The organism is Shinella daejeonensis (assembly GCF_024281235.1).
GTDB classification, from domain to species: Bacteria; Pseudomonadota; Alphaproteobacteria; order Rhizobiales; family Rhizobiaceae; genus Shinella; species Shinella daejeonensis.
Window position 1 is genome coordinate 33,146 of the sequence record NZ_JAHWXY010000010.1, and the last position, 23,869, is coordinate 57,014.

Annotated in this window: 16 protein-coding genes and 1 riboswitch; of the genes, 8 read left to right on the forward strand and 8 right to left on the reverse strand. The window is 66.1% G+C overall.

Going from position 1 to position 23,869, the window contains the following annotated elements; all coding sequences use genetic code 11:
• The first annotated feature begins 196 nt into the window (after nucleotides 1-196).
• The 7 genes from putA (at nucleotide 197) to KYK29_RS18580 (ending at nucleotide 11,357) form a co-directional block, all read left to right on the forward strand.
• Nucleotides 197-3,901: a trifunctional transcriptional regulator/proline dehydrogenase/L-glutamate gamma-semialdehyde dehydrogenase gene (gene putA / locus KYK29_RS18550; protein ID WP_254692380.1), complete on the forward strand. Its 3,705-nt coding sequence runs from the start codon at nucleotides 197-199 to the stop codon at nucleotides 3,899-3,901.
• A 240-nt stretch (nucleotides 3,902-4,141) separates the two neighbouring features.
• On the forward strand, nucleotides 4,142-5,053 hold the full coding sequence (osmF, locus tag KYK29_RS18555; protein WP_437437273.1) for a glycine betaine ABC transporter substrate-binding protein OsmF: 912 nt from the start codon (nucleotides 4,142-4,144) through the stop codon (nucleotides 5,051-5,053).
• 59 nt (nucleotides 5,054-5,112) lie between these two features.
• Nucleotides 5,113-6,279, forward strand: a complete 1,167-nt coding sequence (locus KYK29_RS18560) for an ABC transporter permease (RefSeq protein ID WP_437437274.1) — start codon at nucleotides 5,113-5,115, stop codon at nucleotides 6,277-6,279.
• Nucleotides 6,276-7,214, forward strand: a complete 939-nt coding sequence (locus KYK29_RS18565; RefSeq protein WP_254692381.1) for an ABC transporter ATP-binding protein — start codon at nucleotides 6,276-6,278, stop codon at nucleotides 7,212-7,214. The genes KYK29_RS18560 and KYK29_RS18565 overlap by 4 nt, the downstream gene beginning before the upstream one ends.
• Complete coding sequence (locus KYK29_RS18570; protein ID WP_254692382.1) at nucleotides 7,211-7,963, forward strand: ABC transporter permease; 753 nt, start codon at nucleotides 7,211-7,213, stop codon at nucleotides 7,961-7,963. Before KYK29_RS18565 ends, KYK29_RS18570 begins: the two co-directional genes overlap by 4 nt.
• A gap of 177 nt (nucleotides 7,964-8,140) precedes the next feature.
• On the forward strand, nucleotides 8,141-9,409 hold the full coding sequence (locus KYK29_RS18575) for an efflux RND transporter periplasmic adaptor subunit (protein ID WP_254692383.1): 1,269 nt from the start codon (nucleotides 8,141-8,143) through the stop codon (nucleotides 9,407-9,409).
• A 7-nt stretch (nucleotides 9,410-9,416) separates the two neighbouring features.
• Nucleotides 9,417-11,357 carry a MacB family efflux pump subunit gene (locus KYK29_RS18580; RefSeq protein WP_254692384.1) on the forward strand — a complete coding sequence of 647 codons (1,941 nt, stop codon included), beginning with the start codon at nucleotides 9,417-9,419 and terminating at the stop codon, nucleotides 11,355-11,357.
• An 87-nt stretch (nucleotides 11,358-11,444) separates the two neighbouring features.
• On the opposite strand, the gene KYK29_RS18585 is transcribed toward KYK29_RS18580, so the two are convergent.
• The 6 genes from KYK29_RS18585 to KYK29_RS18610 all read right to left on the reverse strand — a co-directional run bounded on the left by KYK29_RS18585 (nucleotide 11,445) and on the right by KYK29_RS18610 (nucleotide 18,086).
• A complete protein-coding gene (locus tag KYK29_RS18585; protein WP_254692385.1) occupies nucleotides 11,445-12,401 on the reverse strand; it encodes a substrate-binding domain-containing protein in 957 nt (318 codons plus the stop codon).
• Nucleotides 12,402-12,441: 40 nt separating this feature from the next.
• The gene (locus tag KYK29_RS18590) at nucleotides 12,442-13,470 is read right to left on the reverse strand and encodes an ABC transporter permease (RefSeq protein ID WP_254692386.1); all 1,029 of its coding nucleotides are present in this window, start codon (nucleotides 13,468-13,470) and stop codon (nucleotides 12,442-12,444) included.
• On the reverse strand, nucleotides 13,457-14,986 hold the full coding sequence (locus tag KYK29_RS18595) for a sugar ABC transporter ATP-binding protein (RefSeq protein ID WP_254692387.1): 1,530 nt from the start codon (nucleotides 14,984-14,986) through the stop codon (nucleotides 13,457-13,459). Before KYK29_RS18595 ends, KYK29_RS18590 begins: the two co-directional genes overlap by 14 nt.
• The gene (locus KYK29_RS18600) at nucleotides 14,983-16,188 is read right to left on the reverse strand and encodes an ROK family transcriptional regulator (RefSeq protein WP_254692388.1); all 1,206 of its coding nucleotides are present in this window, start codon (nucleotides 16,186-16,188) and stop codon (nucleotides 14,983-14,985) included. The genes KYK29_RS18595 and KYK29_RS18600 overlap by 4 nt, the downstream gene beginning before the upstream one ends.
• 192 nt (nucleotides 16,189-16,380) lie before the next feature.
• On the reverse strand, nucleotides 16,381-17,085 hold the full coding sequence (locus tag KYK29_RS18605; RefSeq protein WP_254692389.1) for an SDR family oxidoreductase: 705 nt from the start codon (nucleotides 17,083-17,085) through the stop codon (nucleotides 16,381-16,383).
• 119 nt (nucleotides 17,086-17,204) lie between these two features.
• Nucleotides 17,205-18,086 (reverse strand): LysR substrate-binding domain-containing protein, encoded by an 882-nt coding sequence (locus KYK29_RS18610; protein WP_254692456.1) that lies wholly within the window; start codon nucleotides 18,084-18,086, stop codon nucleotides 17,205-17,207.
• Nucleotides 18,087-18,164: 78 nt separating this feature from the next.
• Between KYK29_RS18610 and KYK29_RS18615 the strand changes: the two genes are divergently transcribed.
• On the forward strand, nucleotides 18,165-19,199 hold the full coding sequence (locus KYK29_RS18615; RefSeq protein WP_254692390.1) for a YeiH family protein: 1,035 nt from the start codon (nucleotides 18,165-18,167) through the stop codon (nucleotides 19,197-19,199).
• Nucleotides 19,200-19,206: 7 nt separating this feature from the next.
• Here KYK29_RS18615 and metH read toward each other — a convergent pair whose 3' ends face one another.
• Complete coding sequence (gene metH, locus KYK29_RS18620; protein WP_254692391.1) at nucleotides 19,207-22,992, reverse strand: methionine synthase; 3,786 nt, start codon at nucleotides 22,990-22,992, stop codon at nucleotides 19,207-19,209.
• Between the two features lie 94 nt (nucleotides 22,993-23,086).
• Nucleotides 23,087-23,299: a hypothetical protein gene (locus KYK29_RS18625; protein WP_254692392.1), complete on the reverse strand. Its 213-nt coding sequence runs from the start codon at nucleotides 23,297-23,299 to the stop codon at nucleotides 23,087-23,089.
• 102 nt (nucleotides 23,300-23,401) lie between these two features.
• Nucleotides 23,402-23,620: riboswitch (cobalamin riboswitch) on the reverse strand.
• Nucleotides 23,621-23,869 lie beyond the last annotated feature (249 nt).

Genomic DNA, 23,869 nt, shown 5'->3' on the forward strand with positions numbered 1-23,869 from the left:
GCAAGGCGGAATGCCCGAGCGGCATGGGATATGGTCCCCATCGGGAAACCCCGCGGGAGCCGGCGAAACCCTTGCGGAACGGTGCGGACCGCAGGATGATCGATCCACCGGGTTTCAGATCGACATGACAACCGGGCGGCCGGCCCTCCGAACGACCGCCGCCCAGATCGCAACACTCCCTTCTTCAGGTGCTCCGATGCTGAATTCAGACGCCCAGACCGCAAGTCCCTCGACCGACGCCACGTCTCCCTTCGCCCGTTTCGCTCCGCCGATCCGGCCGCAGAGCGATCTTCGCCGCGCCATCACGGCCGCCTACCGCCGGCCGGAAACCGAATGCCTGCCGCCGCTGGTGGAGGCCGCGCAGGTGCCCGAGGCGATGCGCGCCGATATCGCCGCAACCGCCCGCAAACTGATCACCGCCCTGCGCGCCAAGCACAAGGGCACCGGCGTCGAGGGACTGGTTCAGGAATATTCGCTGTCGAGCCAGGAGGGCGTGGCGCTGATGTGCCTGGCCGAAGCGCTGCTGCGCATCCCCGACACGGCGACGCGCGATGCGCTGATCCGCGACAAGATCGCCGAGGGTGACTGGAAGTCGCATATGGGCGGCGGCCGCTCGATGTTCGTCAACGCCGCCACCTGGGGCCTCGTCGTCACCGGCAAGCTGACCGCGACCGTCAACGACCGAAGCCTCGCCTCGGCGCTGACCCGCCTCATCTCCCGCTGCGGCGAACCGGTCATCCGGCGCGGCGTCGACATGGCGATGCGCATGATGGGCGAGCAATTCGTCACCGGCGAGACGATCGAGGAGGCGCTGAAACGCGCCCGCCCGCTGGAAGCGCGCGGCTTCGGCTATTCCTACGACATGCTCGGCGAAGCGGCCACGACCGCGGCCGACGCCGAACGCTACTACCGGGACTACGAAGCGGCGATCCACGCCATCGGCAAGGCGTCCGCCGGACGCGGCATCTACGAAGGCCCCGGCATTTCCATCAAGCTGTCGGCGCTGCATCCCCGCTACAGCCGTTTGCAGGCCGAACGGGTGATGAGCGAGTTGCTGCCGAAGGTGAAGACGCTCGCGGTCCTCTCGAAGACCTATGATATCGGCTTCAACATCGATGCGGAGGAGGCCGACCGGCTCGAACTTTCGCTCGACCTTCTCGAGGAGCTGTGCTTCGACAAGGATCTCGCCGGCTGGAACGGCCTTGGCTTCGTGGTGCAGGGCTACGGCAAGCGCTGCCCCTTCGTGCTCGACTATATCATCGACCTCGCCCGCCGCTCGCGCCGGCGCCTGATGGTCCGTCTCGTCAAGGGCGCCTATTGGGACGCGGAGATCAAGCGCGCGCAACTCGACGGGCTCGAAGGCTTCCCGGTCTATACCCGCAAGGTCCATACGGACGTCGCCTATGTGGCCTGCGCACGCAAGCTGCTCGCCGCGCTCGACGTGATCTTCCCGCAGTTCGCCACCCATAACGCACAGACGCTGGCGACGATCCATCACCTTGCCGGTCCCGATTTCAAGGTCGGGAAATACGAGTTCCAGTGCCTGCACGGCATGGGCGAGCCGCTCTATGACGAAGTCGTCGGCAAGGACAAGCTTGATCGCCCCTGCCGCATCTATGCGCCGGTCGGAACCCACGAGACGCTGCTGGCCTATCTGGTGCGCCGCCTGCTCGAAAACGGCGCCAACTCCTCCTTCGTCAATCGCATTTCGGACCCCGCAGTCTCGGTCGACGAACTGGTTGCCGATCCCGTCGAGATCGTCGCCGCCATGCCGGTCGTCGGCGCGCAACACGACCTTATCGCACTGCCTTCGGCCCTTTACGGCAGTGCAAGGGAAAATTCCGCCGGCCTCGACCTTTCCGACGAGACGGCGCTCGCCGACCTCTCGGAAAAGCTGGCCGCGACCGTCACCGTCCCGTGGCATGCGCTGCCGCGCCTTGCCGACGGCACGACCGAGGGCGTCACACGGCCGGTTCTCAATCCCGCCGACCATCGCGATATCGTCGGCGAGGTGACGGAACTCACGGTGGAGGACGCCCCCCGCATCGCGGCGATGGCGGCCGAACACGCGCCGCACTGGGCGGCCGTGCCGCCGGCCGAGCGGGCGGCCTGCCTCGACCGGGCGGCCGACATCATGCAGTCGCGCATGGAGCCGCTGATGGGCATCATCATGCGCGAAGCCGGAAAATCGGCGGCCAACGCAATCGGCGAAGTGCGCGAGGCGGTCGATTTCCTGCGCTATTACGCCGATCAGGCGCGCAAGACGCTGGGACCGGGCCATGCGCCGCTGGGTCCGGTCGTCTGCATCAGCCCGTGGAACTTTCCGCTCGCCATTTTCACCGGCCAGGTGGCCGCGGCACTGGTGGCCGGCAATCCGGTTCTGGCCAAGCCGGCGGGCGTCACGCCGATCATCGCCCATGAAAGCGTGAAGATCCTGCACGAGGGCGGCGTGCCGGCCGGCGCGCTGCAATTCGTTCCGGGCAGCGGCCGCCTTGGCGCCGCCCTCGTCGGCGCACCGGAAACGGCAGGCGTGATGTTCACCGGTTCGACGGAAGTCGCCCGCCTGATCCAGGCGCAGCTTGCCGAACGGCTCTCGGCCGGCGGCAGGCCGATCCCGCTGATCGCCGAAACCGGCGGCCAGAACGGCATGATCGTCGATTCCTCGGCGCTGGCCGAACAGGTCGTCGCCGACGTCATCACCTCGGCCTTCGACAGCGCCGGCCAGCGCTGCTCGGCGCTGCGGGTCCTGTGCCTTCAGGAAGAGATCGCCGACCGCACGCTCGCGATGCTCAAGGGAGCCTTCCGCGAACTAACCATCGGCCGCACCGACCGGCTCAATGTCGACGTCGGCCCGGTCATCAGCGCCGACGCCAAACAGGAGATCGACCAGCATGTCGAGCGCATGCGCGGCCTCGGCTGCAAGATCGACCAGCTGGCCCTGCCGGACGCCGCGACGGAGGGAACCTTCGTCGCGCCGACCATCATCGAGATCAAGGCCTTGTCCGACCTCAAGCGCGAGGTATTCGGGCCGGTGCTGCATGTCATCCGCTATCGCCGTCCGGATCTCGACCGGCTCATCGACGAGATCAACGCGTCCGGCTACGGCCTCACCTTCGGCCTGCACACGCGGCTCGACGAAACGATCGCCCATGTCACCAGCCGCATCAAGGCCGGCAATCTCTACGTCAACCGCAACATCATCGGCGCGGTGGTCGGCGTGCAGCCCTTCGGCGGTCGCGGGCTTTCGGGCACCGGCCCCAAGGCGGGCGGCCCGCTCTATATCGGCCGGCTCGTGCAGCGCGCGCCGGTGCCGCCCCAGCAGGATTCGGTCCACACCGATCCCGCGCTTCGCGACCTGACCGTCTGGCTCGACGGCAAGGGACAATCCGATGCGGCGGAAGCCGCCCGCGTCTATGCCGGGCGCTCCGCCCTCGGCCTGGAACGGGAGCTTCCCGGACCGGTCGGCGAGAGCAATCTCTACGCGCTGCACCCGCGCGGACGCATCCTGCTTGTCCCCCGGACGGAGGCGGGCCTGCTGCGCCAGCTTGCCGCCGCGCTCGCAACGGGCAACGCGGTGGCGATCGACGCGGCCAGCGGCTTGCAGCCCTCGCTTGCCGGCTTGCCGGCATCGGTTTCCGCCCGCCTCTCCTGGACGGCCGACTGGAACAAGGATGGCCGCTTCTCCGGCGCACTCGTCGAGGGCGACCGCGAACGGGTGGCATCGGTGAACCGCGCCATCGCGGCGCTGCCCGGGCCGCTCGTTCTGGTCCAGGCGGCAACCGGCGCCGAGATCGCGGGCGATCCGGAAGCCTATTGCCTCAACTGGCTGCTGGAGGAAGTCTCCACCTCCATCAACACCGCAGCGGCCGGCGGCAACGCCAGCCTGATGACCATCGGCTGATCGCCGAGGCCGGTGGCACGCCTCCTGAAACCGGATGCCGGCGGCGGCAACGCGCGCCGGCATTTTTTCCGGCGGCGCGCTTGCCCGGGCGGCGGTTCGATGAAAAACTGACGGTGGCCGCCACTTCTTCCGCGCCCTGCCCTAGGCTTCTTGGCGCATCGCCATATATGGCCGGTCACACCCCGCGCAAAACATGGCCGGTCGCGGGAAACCTGACGCCGTTTCAAAGGGAATTCAGCCGTGCGACCCAACAGACTTTTCATCGCCACCGCCCTCGCCCTCGTCCTGTCGGCAGCCTCGGCCGCAGCCCAGGTCGTCGTCTCCTCGAAGATCGACACGGAAGGCGGCGTCCTCGGCCATATCATCCTTTCCGTGCTCAATGCCAACGACATCGCCACGACGGATCGGGTACAGCTCGGCGCGACGCCGGTCGTTCGCAAGGCGATCACCGCCGGCGAGATCGATATCTATCCTGAGTATACCGGCAATGCCGCCTTCTTCTTCGAAAAGGCCGACGATCCGCTCTGGAAGGATGCCGCCGCCGCCTACGAGGAGGCAAGAAAGCTCGATTACGAGACAAACAAGATCGTCTGGCTGACGCCGTCGCCCGCCAACAACACCTGGGCGATCGCCCTGCGCAAGGATGTGGCCGAGGCCAACGGCATCAAGACCTTCAGCGATTTCGCCGCCTATGTGTCGCAAGGCGGCGAGGTCGTGCTGGCCGCCTCGTCGGAATTCGTCAATTCGGCAGCCGCCCTGCCGGCCTTCCAGAAGACCTATGGCTTCGAACTGAAGCCGGAGCAATTGATCACCCTGTCGGGCGGCGATACCGCCGCGACGATCGCCGCCGCCGCCAACCAGACCAACGGCGTCAACGCCGCCATGGTCTACGGCACCGATGGCGGCATCGCCCCGTCCGGCCTCGTGGTGCTGGAGGACGACAAGGCGGTGCAACCCGTCTACCAGCCCGCGCCGATCATCCGCGAGACGGTGCTCAAGGCGCATCCGCAGATCGAGGCCTTGCTGAAACCGGTCTTCGAGAAGCTCGATCTCGTCACCTTGCAGGAACTGAACGGCCGCGTGCAGGTCGGCGGCGAGCCGGCCGGCGCCGTCGCCGACGACTTCCTGAAGAAGAACGGCCTTCTGGAATAGGCCGACATTTCGGCGGCGACCTTCGGGAGACAAGGCCGTCACCAGGCTGGAGGCATCCGTTGACCATCCGGATCGACAAGCTCGGCGCCGTCATCGCCCTGATGGTCGCCTATGGCGGCCTTGTCGCACCCTTCGCGATTTTTCGCGCCAACCGGATCGTGCCGGGCGAGGCGCGATCCCTCATCGAAGCGCTGCCGCCGGCCGCCGCCGCCGGTCTCGCCATCGTTCTGGCGGCGGTTGCCTGCATGGCGCTCCTGCGCCTGCCCGTATCGCTGCGGCTGGCGGCCGCCGGACTTGCGCTCTGCGCGCTCGCCGTCTCGATCGGCCTGTCGGCGCGGTTCCTCACGCCGGATGGCGACAGCTACGCCCGCGTGGCGCCCGGATCCGGCGTCTGGATCCTGCTGTCGGCTTTCGCGCTGCTTGCCGCCGATGCGATCGCCCGCCTCGGGCCGCCGCCGTGGATACGGCTGCTCTTGCTTGCGGCCGTGCTGGCCGCCGTCGGTGCAGTTCTGCTCTCCGGCCTGTGGGACAATCTCTCGATCCTGAAGGAATATGCCGGCCGCGCCGACGTCTTCTGGCAGGAGGCCGGAAAGCATGTCACGCTGGCGCTCGGCTCGCTTCTGGCCGCGGTGGTGGCGGGCCTGCCGCTCGGCATCCTCTGTCATCGGGTAAAGCGGCTGCGCGCCGGCGTGCTGAACGTTCTCAACCTGATCCAGACCATCCCCTCGATCGCGCTTTTCGGCCTCCTGATCGCCCCGCTCGGCTGGATCGCCGTCCATGTACCCGGTGCCTATGCGCTGGGCATTCGCGGTATCGGCGCAGCCCCCGCCTTCGTGGCGCTGTTTCTCTATTCGCTGCTGCCGGTGACGGCCAATACGGTGGCCGGGCTGGCCGGCGTCGCCCGGGAAGTCAACGAGGCGGCGCGCGGTGTCGGCATGACCGGCACGCAGCGGCTGTTGCGGATCGAACTCCCGCTCGCCACCCCCGTCATCCTCACCGCCATCCGCATCGTGCTGGTCCAGAACATCGGGCTTGCGACCATCGCCGCCCTGATCGGCGGCGGCGGGTTCGGCGTCTTCGTCTTCCAGGGCATCGGCCAGATGGCCATGGACCTCGTACTTCTGGGCGCGCTGCCGACGGTAGTGCTCGCCTTCGCCGCCGCCGTCATCCTCGACGCCGCCATCGAAATGAAGGCCCCGGTCTTCAACCGGAACAAAATCGCATGATCGAAATCGACGACATCACCAAATGCTACGACGGCCGTACGGTCGTCGATCATGTCACCATGACGATAGAGCCGCGCACACTCACCGTCATCGTCGGCACCTCGGGATCCGGCAAGACGACGCTGCTGCGGATGATCAACCGGCTGGTGGAGCCGACATCGGGGTCGATCCGTCTCGACGGCGAAGACAATCACGGCATGCCGGGCTTCGAGCTGCGCCGGCGCATCGGTTACGCGATCCAGGGCGACGGCCTGTTCCCGCACCGCACGGTGGCGGAGAATATCGCGACCGTCCCCCAGTTGCTCGGCTGGGACGGCGCACGCATCCGGGCGAAGGTGGCGGAACTGATGCAACTGTTCCAGCTCGACCCGGCGCTGTTTTCCACACGGTTTCCGCACGAGCTTTCCGGTGGCCAGCAGCAGCGCGTCGGCGTGGCGCGGGCGCTGGCCGCCGAACCCAACGTGCTGCTGATGGACGAGCCCTTCGGCGCGCTCGACCCGATCATCCGCGCCAAGGCGCAGGCCGACCTGCTGGAAATCCGGAAGCTGCTCGGCACGACGATCGTGCTCGTCACCCACGACATGAGCGAAGCCTTCAACCTTGCCGATCGCATCGCCGTGATGGACAAGGGCGCTCTGGTCCAATATGGCGCGCCGGTCGATCTCCTGAAGCGGCCGGCGACCGAATTCGTGCAGGCGATGATCGGGCTCGGCGAACGGCCGTTCCGGCTGCTGGCGATCGAAAGCGTCGCAACGGCGGTGGAGCCCGGCGCAGCGGAAGGAGAGCCGCTGCCACAGGCCACCAGCCAGCGGGATGCGCTTGCCCATCTCCTGTGGACGGGTCGCAAGGCGGCCCCGGTCGCCGACGAGGCGGGCGGCATCCTCGGCAGGGTGACGCTTGAGGAACTGTCGCGCCGGGCGGCGGGGTCGCCATGAGGATTTCGGCCGCCGCCATCCTGCGTGGATCGACGCTCGCCGTCCTTGTCGCCTTTCTGGTCGCGCCACACGGCTTCGAACCGGTGTTCCGGCCGCTGGTGCAGGACAATGCCCCGGCTATCTACAGCCAGGGCGATCTTCTGATGCTGACGCTGCTGCATCTTCGCACCGTCGCGCTTGCGACGGCCGGCGCGACCGTCGTCGCCATGGCCATGGCCATTCTGGCCACGCGGCCGGCCGGCGCGGAATTCCTGCCGCTGTCCCGAAGCCTTGCCAATATCGGCCAGACCTTTCCGCCGGTCGCCGTGCTGGCGCTCGCCGTGCCCGTGCTGGGCTTCGGGGAAAAGCCGACGCTGATCGCCCTCTTTCTCTACGGATTGCTGCCGATCTTCGAGAATACGCTGACGGGACTTACGACCCTGCCGCCCGCGGTGATCGAGGCGGCGCGCGGCGCCGGCATGACCGGCCGGCAGCGGCTGTGGCGCGTCGAACTGCCGCTCGCCCTGCCGCTGATCCTCGCCGGCATCCGGCTTTCGGTGGTCATCAGCCTCGCCACCGCGACCATCGGCTCGACGGTGGCGGCGAAAACGCTTGGCGAGATCATCATCGCCGGCCTGCAATCGAACAACATGGCCTTCGTCTTGCAGGGAGGCCTGATCGTCGGAATGCTCGCCATCCTGATCTATGACGGGCTTTCGGCGATCGAACGCCAGGTGGCGCGCCGGGCCGGCCTTCCTACGCGAGCCTGAAGGCGATCGGCCGCCGGGCGGGATCCGTTCAGCCCCGGTTCAGCGGGGCCCCGCCAATCTGCATCTCGTCAAATATTACGAAAATATAATGATCCCAAAGGCTTCCCGAGAAGGTCCCGGAATGTCATTTGTGACAGGAGCCCGAAGTGCGGGCCGAATGAGACGAATGGAACGACAATGAACGAAACGGCAGGAACCGCGAGACAGAAAGCACCGGCATCGGAAGACTCCGGGTCCAACGTGACCTTCATTCCCGGCACGCCACCGCCCGCGCGCCGCAAGAAGCGCTCGCGGCGGCTCTGGATCCTTCTGCCGCTGGTTGCCGGCCTGGCCGGGGCCGCCTATTACGGCTGGACCGCCTACGCCCCGGCGACGGCCACGACCGCCCTCATCACCCAGGCGGTGGTGCGCGGCGACATCGAGAACGCCGTCACCGCCGTCGGCATGCTGGAAGCCGTCAATTCGGTCGACACCGGCGCCCAGGTCTCCGGCCAGCTCAAGGCGCTGCATGTGGAGATCGGCGATCAGGTCGCGCGCGACGAACTGATCGCCGAAATCGATCCCGCGACGATCGAAAACCGTATGGAGATCAACCGGGCGGAGCTTGCCTATCTTCAGGCGCAGCTCGCATCGAAACGGGCGCAACTCACCTTCAAACAGGCAAATCTCGAACGTCAGCGCAGCCTCGTCGCCGGCAATACCGCGGCACAATCGGCACTCGACCAGGCGGTCGCCGATCTCTCGACCGCCGAGGCCGACGTGCAGGCCGTGGATGCACAGATCCGCAAGCAGCAGGCGACGCTCGCCGGCGACGAGGTCGATCTCGGCTATACCAAGATCTATGCGCCAATGGCCGGCACCATCGTCGACAATCCCGTCAAGGAAGGCCAGACGCTCAACGCCAACCAGACCGCACCCACCATCGTCACCATCGCCGACCTGTCGACGATGACCGTGCGCGCGGAGGTTTCGGAGGCCGATGTCGGCCGGCTCAAGGTCGGAATGGACGCCTATTTCACGCTGCTTGGCCAGCCCGGCAAGCGCTTCACCGGCAAACTGCGGCAGATTCAGCCGCTACCGACGACCGAGAACAATGTCGTGCTCTATAATGCGCTGTTCGACGTGCCCAATCCCGACGGCGAACTCATGATGTCGATGAGCGCCCAGGTGTTCTTCGTCGAACAGGCGGCACAGGACGTCCTGCTGGTGCCGAGCGGCGCGATCCGCGCGGGCGGCCGTGACGGAAAGGCCGAGGTGACGGTCGTCTCCGCCAGCGGCGCGACCGAGACCCGCAGCGTCGAGACCGGCATCCGCAACCGCGTCAACACGGAAATCCGCAGCGGCCTTTCCGAAGGCGAGCGCGTCGTCGCCACCCCCGGCACCGATGCCTCCGAGCGCGGCGGCAACCGCTCGCAACGCGGCATGCGTATGCCGCGCATGTTCTGAGGCCGCCATGAGTCCGTTGATTTCACTCAGGAGCGTCGGCAAGACCTTCTTCAACGACGGCTACGCCGTCGAGGTACTGCACGATGTGTCGCTCGATATCGACGCAGGCGAATTCGTGGCCATCATCGGCCAGTCCGGCTCGGGCAAGTCGACGTTGATGAACATTCTGGGCTGTCTCGACCGCCCGACGGGCGGCGAATACCTTCTCGACGGGGAGCCGGTGGCCGGATTTGACGGCGACGAGCTGGCGGCCCTTCGCCGGCGAACCTTCGGCTTCGTCTTCCAGAGCTACAACCTCATTCCGACGGCAAGCGCCCGGGAGAATGTCGAGGTTCCGGCCATCTATGCGGGCATGCCGGCGCAGGAGCGGCAGGAGCGCGCCGAGGCGCTGCTCACCTCCCTCAACCTCGGGGACCGCCTCGACCATCGGCCGAACCAGCTTTCGGGCGGCCAGCAGCAGCGCGTGTCCATCGCCCGCGCGCTGATGAACGGCGGCCGCGTCATTCTGGCCGACGAGCCGACCGGCGCGCTCGACAGCCAGAGCGGCAAGGAAGTGATGGCGTTGCTGCGCAACATGCATCGCGAAGGCCACACGATCATCCTGATCACCCACTCGCAGGAAGTGGCCGAGGAGGCGGACCGGCTGATCGAGATCCGCGACGGGCGCATCTGTTCCGACCGCGTCCGCAAGCCGCGCGACGTTTCCGGGCAACCGGCGGCGAAGGATCCGGCGGGCAGCGAGGGGGCGGCGGCGCTCGCCGACATATCCGAAGCGGTCCGCATGGCTTTCCGCGCGCTTCACGCCAATTTCTTCCGCACGGTCCTGACGCTGCTTGGCATCGTCATCGGCGTCGGCTCCGTCGTGGCGATGCTGGCGATCGGCACCGGCGCGCAGAACTCCGTGCTCGACCGCATCTCCGCCATGGGCTCCGACCTGCTGCTCGTCCGGCCGAGCATGGCGAATTTCCGGGGCGGCGGCACGATGCCCGTCACGCTCATCCCTGCCGATGCGGACGCGATCCTCGAATTGCCGAACGTCGCCTTCGCGGTGCCGGAAATGACCAGCACCGTGACGGTGCGTTACGGCAATATCGACTATCAGACCTCCGCCAACGGCACCGTGCCGCAATTCCCGCTGGCGAAATCCTGGCCGGTCGCGGCCGGGGAGTTCATCAATGCCGACGACATGGATCATCATGCGCCGGTCGCCGTGCTCGGCCAGACCGTGGCCAGAACGCTCTTTCCGAACGGTGACAATCCGCTTGGCCAATATGTCCTCGTCGACAAGATTCCCTTCCAGGTCATCGGCGTCATGGGCGAGATGGGCGCCACCGCCGGCGGCAGCGACCAGGACGACACGATCCTCGTGCCGCTGTCGACCGGGGGGCTGCGCCTCTTCGGCCAGCGCAACGTGCGCACCATCACAATCCAGGTGGAGGATGCCGCCGCCATCGACCAGACGCAGGATGCGATCCAGTCGTTGCTCGACGAACGGCACAGGAAACAGGACACGCAGATCACCAATATGTCCTCCGTGCGCGAGGCCTTCACGGCCACGTCCAACACGATGAAGGTCTTTCTCGGCTCGGTTGCCGCGATCTCGCTGCTGGTGGGCGGCATCGGCGTCATGAACATCATGCTGGTCAGCGTGCGCGAGCGCACGCGGGAGATCGGCGTGCGCATGGCGACCGGCGCGCGCCGGCGCGATATTCTTGTCCAATTCATCATCGAGGCGCTGGTCGTATCGGCGATCGGCGGAGCGATCGGCGTCGTTCTCGGCTTTGCCGTCGGCTATGCCGCCGCGGCCTTCGGCATGCCCGTGAGCTTCACGCCGGGACCGGTGGCGCTCGCCTTCGCCTGTTCGTTCCTCACCGGCCTGATCTTCGGCTACCTGCCGGCGCGCCACGCCTCGCACCTGCAACCGGCCGCCGCCCTCAGCGCCGACTGATCCCGACGGCATCGCGCATATCCCACGGTCGGGAAAACGAACGCCGCCGGCTTGCCGGCGGCGTTCGTATTCAGATCGTCTCCGGGATCAGAACGGCGAATCCGGGAAATAGAAGTCCTTGGCGTTGTCCTTGTCGATCAGCACCGAGGGGATGATGTTGTTTTCCGGCAGTCTCTCGCCCTTGAGACGCGCTTCCGCCGTCATCTTGATCGCGTCGTAGATGAACTTCGGCGAATAGCTGACGTTCGCCTGGATGCGCGGATCGCTCCCGTCGAGGATGACCTTGACCATGTCCTTCGCGCCGGCGCCGCCGAAGATGATCTTGATGTCCTTGCGGTCGGCCTGGTCGATCGCCCGGATGGCGCCGAAGGCCATGTCGTCGTCGGCCGCCCAGAACGCGTCGATCTCCTTGAAGCGCGTCAGGAAGTCCTGCGTGACCTTATAGGCGTCGTCGCGGTTCCAGTTGGCGTATTGCGCGTCGAGCAGCGTGATGTCCGGATGCTGCTTCAGCACGTCCTCGAACGCGCCCATCCGCTCGTTGTCGAGCGTCGTGGCGATGCCGCGCAGCGCCACGACATTGCCCTTGCCGCCGAGTTCCTTGGCGATATATTCGGCCGGGATCCGGCCGAAGGCCGTGTTGTCACCCGAAACATAGGCGTCCTGGATCGACGGATCGGTCAGGCCCCGGTCGACGACAGTGATATAGGCTCCCTTGTCCTTCACATCGGCGACCGGCTTGGTGAGCGCGGCCGATTCGAACGGGAAGACGACGAGCGCGTTGATCTTCGACACGGTCGACAGGTCGCGCAACTGGTCGGCCTGTTCCGTCGCATTGGCGGCGGTCTTGACGGTGATCTTCAGATCCGGATGCGCGGCTTCGAGATCTTTCTTGGCCTGTTCCGTCCAGTAGTTGACGCCGCCCATGAAGCTGTGCGTCGCCGCCGGAATGGACACGCCGAGATGGACCTGCTCCTCGGCCATGGCCGGCAGGGCGATCAGCGCCGCCGCCGCCACCGTGGCTTGCAGCATGAAACGTCTGGTCATCGATTGCATTCTTCTCACTCCCTCTTGGTTGCTGTGGTTATCACGTCCGTCGGCTGCGTTGCAGCAGCGCGACGGCGATGATGACGAAACCCTGCACCGCCGCATTCAGATAGACGCTGATGATGCTGGTCAGGTTCAGGATATTGCTGATGACGGACAGCAGGATCGCGCCGATCACCGTGCCGGCGATCGATCCGGCCCCGCCCTTCAGCGCCGTGCCGCCGACGATGACGGCGGCGATCGCCTCCAGCTCCCAGAGCAGGCCGGTGGTCGGCGAGGCCGAGCCGAGGCGCGGCACATAGAGCAGCGTCGCCACGCCGACGCAGGCGCCGAGCAGCGCATAGGTCTTGAGCTTCACCCCGTCGACATCGACGGCGGCATAGCGTGCCACCTGCTCGTTGGAGCCGATCGCCTGCACGTAGCGGCCGAAGGCCGTGCGGTTAAGGATCACGCCGCCGGCGACCGCCACGCAGAGGAAGACCCAGACGGGGATCGGGATGCCGAGGAAATAGCCGTAATAGACCGGCGCGTAGAGATCGGCGAGCGCATTGTCGAGGGTGATCGCGCCGCCGCCGGAGAAATAGGTCAGATAGGCGCGATAGATGCCGAGCGTGCCGAGCGTCACGATGAAAGGCTCGATGCGTCCGCGCGTGATCAGCAGACCATGGATCATTCCGAGGAAGGCGCCGAGCAGGATCGCCGCCGCAGCCCCGAGCAGTACGGCGAGAAGCGGCGAACCGATGGCCGCGCCCGCCCAGTTGATCAGCATGATGACGCAACCGGCGATCAGCGCCGCCATGGAGCCCACCGACAGGTCGATACCGCCGGAAATGATGACGAAACACATGCCGACGGCAATGATGCCGATGAAGGCGGTCCGCGTCAGGACGTTCAGAAGATTGTCCGGCGTCGCGAAATCGCTGTTGAGCCAGGTGCCGACGAGGCAGAGCAGGATGAGACCGGCAAGCGGGCCGTAACTCTGGATACGTTCCTGCCAGGATGCATGCCCCGTCTCGCGCGGGCGTACGGCTTCGTTCGCATCGGATCGGGAGGGTTCAGGCGTCGACATTGGCGGTCCCCGTTGCATGAGCGATCAGGTCCTGCTCGGTCAGATGCGCCCCGTCCACCTCGGCGGAGAAGCGTCCGGCCCGCATCACCACGACGCGATGCGCAAGACCGATCAATTCGAGCAGTTCCGATGAAATTACGATCACCGCCAGCCCCTGTGCGGCCAGCCGGGCGATCAGGAAATAGATGTCGCGCTTGGCGCCGATATCGACGCCGCGCGTCGGCTCGTCCAGCACCACGACCTTCGGTTCGGGATGCAGCACCTTTGCAAGCGCCAGCTTCTGCTGGTTGCCGCCGGAAAGCGCCGAGGCCTTGTTGCGCAGGCTGCCGGTGCGGATGCCGTATTCCTTCACCGCCTCCTCCAGCGCGCGCTGTTCGGCGGCGGGATCGAGAAGCGGGCGGACATAGCGTTTCAGCGCCATCAGCGTCAGGTTTTCGCGCAGCGTGAAATCGATATGCAGGCCCTTGCCCTTGCGATCCTCGCTCAGATAGGTGAGGCCGTGATCGGCGGCGGCGCGCGGCGAACGGAAAACAACGGGTTTTCCGGCGATCTCCACCTTCCCGGAGGCCTTGCGCAGGCCGAGGATGCCTTCGAACAACTCCGTCCGTCCCGCGCCGACCAGCCCGGCAAAGCCGAGGATTTCTCCCGGCCGGACCTCGAAGCTGAGCTTTTCCGCCCAGCCCGGCACCGTGAAATCGGTGACGCGGAATATCGGCGCGGTTTCCTGCGGCACCGGCGCGCGCTCGGGAAAGAGGTCGGTCACCTCGCGCCCGATCATCATGTTGGCCATCTGCCGGCGGGTGATGTCCCTCGTCTGCGAGCGGCCGACGAAGCGGCCGTCGCGCAGGACGATGACCTCATCGGTGATGCGCTCCACCTCGTCCAGCTTGTGCGAGATATAGATGATGGTGACGCCATCGGCGCGCATCTCCTCGATCAGCCTGAACAGCCGGCTGGTCTCGGAGGGGGTGAGCGTCGCCGTCGGCTCGTCCATGATCAGCAGGCGGGCGTTGCGCGCCAGCGCCTTGGCGATCTCGACAAGCTGTTTTTCGGCAACGATGAGCCGGCTAATCTTTACGGCCGGATCGACGGTCAGGCCGACCTTGCGCAAGACCCTCCCGGCTTCGGCATGCATCGCCGCATTGTCGAGCAGGAAGCCGCGCTTCTTCTCGTGGCCGAGGAAGATATTGTCGGAAATGCTGAGATCGTCCGCCAGGTTGAATTCCTGGTGAATCAGCACCACACCCTCGGCCTCGGCGTCGCGGGAGCTGGAAAAGGACACCGGCCGGCCATTGATGCGCAGCACGCCGGAGGTCTGCGGCTGGTAGCCCCCGAGGATCTTCATCAATGTCGACTTGCCGGCGCCGTTCTCCCCCAGGAGACCGTAGACCTTGCCGGGCTCCAGATCGAAGCTGATGCCATGCAGCACCCGAACCGTACCGAAGTCCTTCACCACATTTTCGAATGAAACGGCAAGGCCGGGCGTCACCCGACTTTCGCCAGCCTGGCTTGTCATTGGCATATCTCCCCATCGCGCAAGGATTCGCGGATCGCCAGCACCCCCGCGCCGATCAGGCCCGCATCCGCGACGAAAGGCAGGGCCGAGATTTCCAGATGGCGGATCGAAAGCGCCGGCGAGCGCCGGTGCACCCGCTGGCGGATGGCGGCAAACAGCAGCGGCCCCAGATCGGCGACGCCGCCGCCGAGAAAGACATGCGACGGATTGAAGAAATTCACGACCGAGGCCAGCATCTGGCCGATCAGCGCACCCGCGCGGGCAATGATCCTTTCGGCCGCCGCATCGCCGGCGCGGCTCGCCGCGCCGATCGCCTCGATCCCCAGCGATCCGTGACGCGCCAGCCAGTCGCCGAGAAACGGGCTTTCGCCATTTTCGACCGCCGTGCCGGCCATTGCGACAATGGCCGGTCCGGCGGCCATCGCCTCCACGCAGCCACGATTGCCGCAGGTGCAAAGCGGTCCGGTCTCATCGACGCAGATATGGCCGATATCGCCGGCCGAGCCGGTCTGGCCGCGATAGATATCGCCGTTGCAGATGACGCCGCAGCCGATGCCCGTTCCGATCTTCACCACGAGGAAATTGCGGTGCTGCCGGCGCTGGCGCCACAATGCCCCGAGCGCCATCAGGTTGACGTCGTTGTCGACATAGCAGGGTGCGGGAGCGACGTCGCGCATGTAATCGCGGATCGGAAAGCTGTCCCATCCCGGCATGAGGGGCGGATTGACGAGCTGGCTCATGCCGAAATTCACCGGCCCCGGCACGCCCATGCCGACGGCAAGCAGCGGGCCGGTGGCCGCATGGTCGCGCGACAGGGTCTTGAGGCAGGTCCGCACCCGGGCGAGCACCGGCCCCGGCCCGTCCCGGACGTCGATCACCTCGCTCTGGCGGGCGACGACGGTCATATCCGGCTTGAGAAGCGCGATATCGAGGCTGGTGGCATCGATGTCGACGCCCGCCACGAGCCCGAGGTCACGGTGCAGCCGAAGGGCTTCCGGGCGTCTGCCGCCGGTGGACGGCCGCCGTCCGGTTTCCTCGATCAGCCCCTGTTCGACGAGTTCGGAAACCAGCCCGTTCGCCTTGCTGCGGGAAAAGCCGAGGGCTGCGGCAAGGCCCTGGCGCGAACTGTCGTGCGACCAGAATGCGCCTTCCAGCACCTGTCGCTCGCGCTTGCTGAGATTGTTCCAGGGCAGTGTCGTCACGTCCCTCCCCCCGGCATAACGAATGAGCGCCACTCTTCAGCATGGTGTTGCAAGGTGCAAGCGCAAACTTAGGCCTATTTCTGGCGAAAGATTGTGCGCCGCAACCACCGGACATGGCGGGGGATCGGCGAAAATGCGCCGGCCACTGGCCAGAAACGAACGATGACGGATCCTTGCGGACGGCGCCTTTCCTCAGACCGACCGCATCAGGCCGCCGTCGACGCGCAGATTCTGGCCGGTGATATAACCCGCCCCCTCGGAGAGCAGAAAGGCGACCGTGGCGGCCACTTCCGCGCTCGTGCCATAGCGCTTCATCGGCACGTTCTCGCGCCGCTCCTCGGTTGCCGGCAGGCTGTCGATCCAGCCGGGCAGCACGTTGTTCATGCGCACGTTGTCGCCCGCGTAGCTATCCGCGAAAAGTTTCGTATAGGCGGCAAGCCCCGCACGAAAGACGGCGGAGGTCGGGAACATGGCGCTCGGCTCGAAGGCCCAGGCGGTCGAGATATTGACGATCGCGCCCGCCTGCTGCTGCTGCATCACCGGGGCGACGAGACGCACCGGACGGATGACGTTCATCAGGTAGACGTCCATGCCCCTCGCCCAGTCCTCGTCGGTGATCTCCACGATCTGGGCGCGCGGACCGTGGCCGGCGCTGTTGACGAGAGCGTCGATGCGGCCAAAGCGTTCGAGCGTCGCGTCGACGAGGCGTTTCAGGTCGTCGTTCGACTGGTTGGAGCCCGTGACGCCGAGGCCGCCGAGTTCCTTCGCCAGCGCCTCGCCCTTGCCGGAGGAGGAGAGGATCGCCACGCTGTATCCATCCGCCGCAAGCCGCCGGGCTGCGGCCGCGCCCATGCCGCTGCCACCCGCCGTAATGATCGCCACTTTCTCCGCCGACATGCCTGCCTCCGCCCCTGAAATGGCCGGCCGATCCGGCCGCCCTTCGCTTTCTTTTGCGACGATAGCATTCGATGATCCCTTTCAGGAACCGCTTCGAGGGTTGCAGGCCGGAAGAAATGTCACGAGGCCTCGTCGAGCAGCGCCTCGAAGGCCAGCGCGGCACGGGCGCGATAGCGTTCCTTGTGGTGCAGGAGCAGGAATGTGCGCTCCGGCAGATCGAAGGCGATGCGCACCAGCCGCCCGCTCGCAAGATCGTCACGCACCACCAGCTCGGAAATTGCGGCGAGAACGCCGCCTTCCGCGACGGCGTGGCGCACCGCCTCATTGGTCGGCAGCGACAGGGCGACGTCGAGCGCCGTTTCCGGCAGGCCGCCGGCGGCCAGCGCCGAGATCAGCGCGCCCCGCGTCCCCGAACCCGGCTCGCGCAGCACCCAGCGCGCGCCCGTCAGATCGGGCGTGGCGACCGGCCGGCCGGAAAGCGCATGGCCGGGAGCGGCCACGATCACCACCCGGTCATGGGCGACGGTGCGGGCGGCAAGCGCCGGATGGTCGATCGCACCTTCGACAAACCCCAGTTCGGCGCGTCCGGCGCGCACCGCCTCGGCCACCTGTTCCGTATTGCTGGCGGCGAAACGCAACTCGATAGCCGGATAACGCGCGCGAAAGCGGAGCAGGAACGGCGGCAGCCAGTAACTGGCGATCGTCTGGCTGGCGGCAAGCGACAGCGTGCCGCGCTTCAGTTCGCTCGTTTCCGTCAGGAAAAGTTCCGCACTTTCCACCCGCGTCAGCGTTTCCCGGGCCTCGGAAAGAAAGGCGCGGCCGATTTCCGTCAGCTCGATCCGCCGGCCGGTGCGGTGAAAGAGCGATATGCCGGAGCGTTCCTCCAGCAGCCGGATGGCGGAACTGACCGCCGAAGGCGTGAGATGCAGCGCCGCGGCGGCGCGCGTCAGATGCTCGCGCTCGGCGACGGCGACAAAAATCCGCAACTGTTCCAGAGTCATCATTCATTCGATCCAATCGAACGAAACGTATCATATTTGTCGATGGATCGAACATTTTTTCGACGCTATCGTCGCCACATGGAAAAAACGGCTCACAAAACGGCATTCTTCGAAATACGCGCACTCCTGCCCGGCATCGTCCTCTCGTGCCTCGTTTCGGTGGCGGCGCTGGCTGCCGAATGGATCGAACGCCGGCTGGCCGGCGAGGCCTGGATCGAGGCGCTGGTACTCGCCATTCTCATCGGCGCGCTGGTTCGCCTCGCCCTGCGCGAGCCGGGCGCCTTCGATCCCGGCATCGCCTTTTCGGCGAAATATTTCCTGGAGGTCGCCATCGTTCTTCTCGGGGCGGGCGTCAGCGCGGCGGCGATCACGGCGCTCGGCCTGTCTCTCGTTGCGGCGATCGCCGCCGTCGTCGCCCTGGTGCTCGTCTTCAGCTACGTGATCGGACGCTGTCTCGGCCTTTCGCCGCATGTGGCGATACTGGTCGCCTGCGGCAACGCGATCTGCGGCAATTCCGCCATCGCCGCCACCGCCCCGGTCATCCGCGCCGATGCCGATGCGGTCGCCTCCTCGATCGCCTTCACCGCCGCGCTCGGCATTGCGACCGTCCTGTTGCTGCCGCTGCTGGTGCCGCTGCTCGGCCTGTCGGCGACCGGCTACGGGATCATGGCCGGCATGACGGTCTATGCGGTGCCGCAGGTACTGGCCGCGACCGCCCCGGTCTCGCCGCTGAGCGTGCAGATCGGCACTTTCGTCAAGCTGGTGCGGGTGTTGATGCTGGGGCCGGTCATCGTGGTCCTGTCGCTTGCCGCCGGCGCGCGCAGCGGCCGGCGGCCGGCGTTGCATCGGCTCGTGCCCTGGTTCATCGTCGGCTTCCTCGTGACGCTGTCGATCCGCAGCGCCGGCCTGATCGGCCCTGAGCTGGCCGGACACATAAGCCTGCTGTCGACGGTCCTGACGGTCGTCTCCATGGCGGCGCTCGGCCTCGGCATCGATCTCCGCAAGGTCATGGAGGCCGGCGCACGCGTCACGGCCGCCGTCGTCGCATCGCTTGCCGCGCTGGTGGCGGCCAGCTACGGCATGGTCGTCTACCTCAGTCTGGCGACCGCCTGAGACGGAATCAGGCGGCGACGTTCTGGACCGGCATGTAATTGAGGACCGGTCCGAGCCAGCGCTCGACCTCGGCGACCGCCATGCCCTTGCGGCGCGCATAGTCCTCCACCTGGTCGCGCTCGACCTTGGCGACGCCGAAATAATAGCTTTCCGGCGAAGCGATGTAGAGGCCGGAGACCGAGGAGCCCGGCCACATGGAAAAGCCCTCCGTCAGCCGCACGTCAATGGCCCGCTCCGCGTCGAGCAGGCGGAAAAGGGTTTCCTTTTCGGTGTGGTCGGGCTGGGCCGGGTAGCCCGGCGCAGGGCGGATACCGGCATAGGGTTCGCCGATGAGGTCGGTCGGCGAGAAGTTCTCGTCCGGCGCGTAGCCCCACAGTTCCTTGCGCACATATTCGTGCATCCTTTCCGCAAACGCCTCGGCGAAGCGGTCGGCCAGCGCCTTGACGAGGATCGAGGAATAATCGTCGTTCGCCCGCTCGAAACGTTCGGCGATGGCGATCTCGCCGATGCCCGCCGTAACGACGAAGCCGCCGAGATAATCCGCCTTGCCGCTGTCGAGGGGCGCGACGAAGTCGGACATCGCAAGGTTCGGCCGGCCGTCGCGCCTGGAAAGCTGCTGGCGCAGCGTGAAGAAGGTGGCAAGCTCGGCGTTTCGTGTTTCGTCGGTGAAAAGCCGGATATCGTCACCGACTGCGGCGGCAGGCCAGAAGCCGACGACGGCCTTCGGGGTGAACCACTTTTCCGCGATGATCTTCTCCAGCATCGCCTGCGCGTCGTCGAAGAGCTGGCGGGCGACGGCGCCCTGTTTTTCATCGTCGAGGATCCGCGGATAGACACCCTTCATTTCCCAGGTCTGGAAGAAGGGCGTCCAGTCGATATAGCGGGCGATCTCGGCCAGATCCCAGTCCTGCCAGACGCGGGTGCCGAGGAAGGACGGTGTCTTCGGGACATAGGCCGGCCAATCCGCCCTGAAGGCGTTCTCGCGGGCGCGGGCGATCGGCAACCGCTGCTTTTCCGCCTCGTGGCGGGCATGGGCGTCCGCCACCTTTCGATAGTCCGCCTTCAACGTTTCGATATAGCCGGGCTTCATCTCGGAGGAGAGCAAGCTGCCCACCACGCCGACGGCGCGGCTGGCGTCGGTGACATAGACCGCCTGGCCCCGTTCGTAGCGCGGATGGATCTTGACCGCCGTATGCACGCGGCTCGTCGTCGCCCCGCCGATCAGCAGCGGGATGTCGAAACCTTCACGCTCCATTTCGGACGCGACATGGGCCATCTCGTCGAGCGACGGCGTGATGAGGCCCGAAAGGCCGATGATATCGACCTTCTCCGCCCGGGCGGTCTCCAGTATCCGGGCCGCCGGCACCATCACGCCGAGATCGATGATCTCGTAGTTGTTGCAGGCCAGCACCACGCCGACGATGTTCTTGCCGATATCGTGGACATCGCCCTTGACGGTCGCCATCAGGATCTTTCCGGCGCTTTCGCGCTCGCCGCTGCCGCCATTGGCAAGCTTCTCGGCTTCCATATAGGGCAGCAGCACGGCGACAGCCTTCTTCATCACCCTTGCCGATTTCACCACCTGCGGCAGGAACATCTTGCCGGCGCCGAAGAGGTCGCCGACGACGTTCATCCCCGCCATCAGCGGGCCTTCGATGACATGCAGCGGCCGCGCGGCACTCTGGCGAGCCTCCTCCGTATCGCTTTCGACGAATTCGGTGATGCCGTTGACGAGCGCATGCTCCAGCCGCTTTTCCACCGGCCAGTCGCGCCAGGCGAGATCCCGCTCCCGGGCCTCCTTGCCGCCGGCGCCCCGGAAGCGCTCGGCAATCTCCAGAAGACGCTCGGTCGCCGTGCCGCTGGCTTTCGGCGGACGGTTCAGCACCACGTCCTCGCAGGCCTCGCGCAGGTCCGGCTCGATCGTGTCGTAGACGGCGAGCTGGCCGGCGTTGACGATGCCCATGTCCATGCCCGCCTGAATGGCATGGTAGAGAAAGACGGCATGCATGGCTTCCCGCACCGGCTCGTTGCCGCGGAAGGAGAAGGAAAGATTGGACACGCCGCCCGACACATGGACATGCGGCAGGCTGGCGGTGATCTCCCGGGTCGCCTCGATGAAGTCGACGCCGTAATTGTCATGCTCCTCGATACCCGTCGCGACGGCGAAGATATTCGGATCGAAGATGATGTCCTCCGGCGCAAGGCCGGCGACTTCGGTCAGCAGCTTGTAGGCGCGGGTGCAGATTTCCACCTTGCGCGCCTTCGTGTCGGCCTGTCCCGTCTCGTCGAAGGCCATGACGACGACGGCGGCGCCATAGGCGCGCACCAGCCTGGCATGGTGAAGAAAGGCCTCCTCGCCCTCCTTCAGCGAGATGGAATTGACCAGCGCCTTGCCCTGCACGCATTTCAGCCCCGCCTCGATCACCTCCCATTTGGAACTGTCGATCATCACCGGAACCCGGGCGATATCCGGCTCGGCGGCGACGAGATTGAGGAATTCCGTCATGACCTTCGCCGAATCGATCAGGCCCTCGTCCATATTGATGTCGATGACCTGCGCGCCGTTGGCCACCTGGTCGCGCGCCACGTCGAGAGCGGCGGCGTAGTCGCCTGCGGTGATCAGCTTGCGGAACCGCGCCGAGCCGGTGACATTGGTGCGCTCCCCGACGTTCACGAAGGGAATGGCGTCGGTCAGCGTGAAAGGCTCAAGGCCGGAAAGCCGCATATGGCGCGGGATGTCGGGGATTGCCCGCGGCTTGTGGTGCGCGGCCGCCTCGGCGATGGCCCGGATATGGTCCGGCGTCGATCCGCAGCAGCCGCCGACGATATTGACGAGCCCGTCGCGCATGAAACCCTCGATCTGCGCGGCCATTTCCTCCGGGTTCTCGTCATATCGCCCGAAGGCGTTCGGCAGGCCGGCGTTCGGATAGGCGCAGACGAAGGTATCGGCGACGCGCGCGATCTCGGCGAGATGGGCGCGCATCGCATTGGCGCCGAGCGCACAGTTGAGGCCGATGGAAAAGGGAGCGGCATGGCGCACCGAATTCCAGAAGGCTTCCGGCGTCTGGCCGGAAAGGGTGCGGCCTGAAAGGTCGGTGATCGTGCCCGAGATCATCACCGGCAGCTGGATGTTCTTCTCCGCGAAGACCTCCTGGGTGGCGAAGATCGCGGCCTTGGCGTTCAGCGTATCGAAGATCGTCTCGATCAGGATGATATCCGCGCCGCCGTCGATGAGGCCGCGCAACTGTTCGGCATAGGCGATCCTCAGATCGTCGAAGGTGACGGCGCGATAGCCGGGATTGTTGACGTCGGGCGAAAGCGAGGCGGTGCGGTTGGTCGGGCCGAGCGCACCGGCGACGAAGCGGCGCTTGCCGTCCTTCTCGGTTGCCCGCAGCCCGGCGCGGCGGGCAAGGCGCGCACCGTCGCGGTTGAGTTCGTAGACCATGTCCTCCATGCCGTAGTCGGCCTGGGCGATGGTGGTGGAGGAGAAGGTATTGGTCTCCAGGATGTCGGCGCCGGCCAGCGCATAGCGGTAGTGGATGTCCTCGATCGCCCCCGGCTGGGTAAGCGTCAGGAGATCGTTATTGCCCTGCTGATGGCAGGCGCAATCACCGAAGCGGCTGCCGCGGAAATCCGTTTCTCCGAGCTGGAGCGTCTGGATCTCGGTGCCCATCGCACCGTCGAGCACCAGGATGCGCTCACGCGCCGCCGCCGCGAGCGCGGACAGGATTTCCCGTCCGTCGCGCGCCGGCAGCACGGGGCCGAACAGGGTTTCCAGTTGCGAACCAGCCATGACAAAGACCTCCGGACATTTCAAGAATGCCGGAAATCACATAAAGATATGTTTATGTCAATATTTGTTTATGTGTTCTCTGCGAAAACAATCGTCAATGCAACGCCCCCTCAAGTCCCGCCAGCGAGGCGAAGAGATCGCGCAACCGGCGAATATCCGGATGGCGGGATTCATAGCGGGAGAGCTTGCGAACTTCCTTCAGCGCCTCGCCGGCGAGGTCCGCGCCCTGCGGTTGCCATAAAAGCCAGGCGATGAAGACGGATTCCGGCTCGGTTCGGCCGGAGGCGAAGGTTTCGTTGATTGCCAACACGAATAATCCCCAATTTCAAATTGGGGGATGACCAGACGCACGCATGCCGGATACCGCCTTGGACGGAAGCAAGCGCACCACAGGGACACCCCGCCCATGGACGTTACAGGCGTCAGGGCAGGTCTCCTGGCTTGCGGATCCTCGCGACCGTCTCGCCTTCCCGGCGCTTGCGCGCCAGTGGCCCTTATCGACGATCGCTCACCGTTCACAGTTGCGGGGGCAGCGCCGGCTTTGTGTCCCGTGTTGGGACAATCGCACCGGCTTCCCTCTTAGCCTCCGGACCCTGCGGCCCGGAAGACCCTGACCGGCGGACACTGCCGCGCCGCGGCTCTCGTGTCAATGGCTGCATCCACAACCGCGACCGACCCGGCCGAGATATTGCAAGCCTCTGTCTTTACGGCTAAAAAATACCGTTTTCATATACCACGAGGCCATGGCCCTGTGCGGGCCGCTGGAACCAAGTCACGCCGTTCGCCGTTTCGCTATCGCGGCATGCTGGTTCGAGGCGGCGTGCCGGCGCAGCCTGCCCGCAAAACCGTCCGGCATCGGGGCCTTTGCCGACGAGTC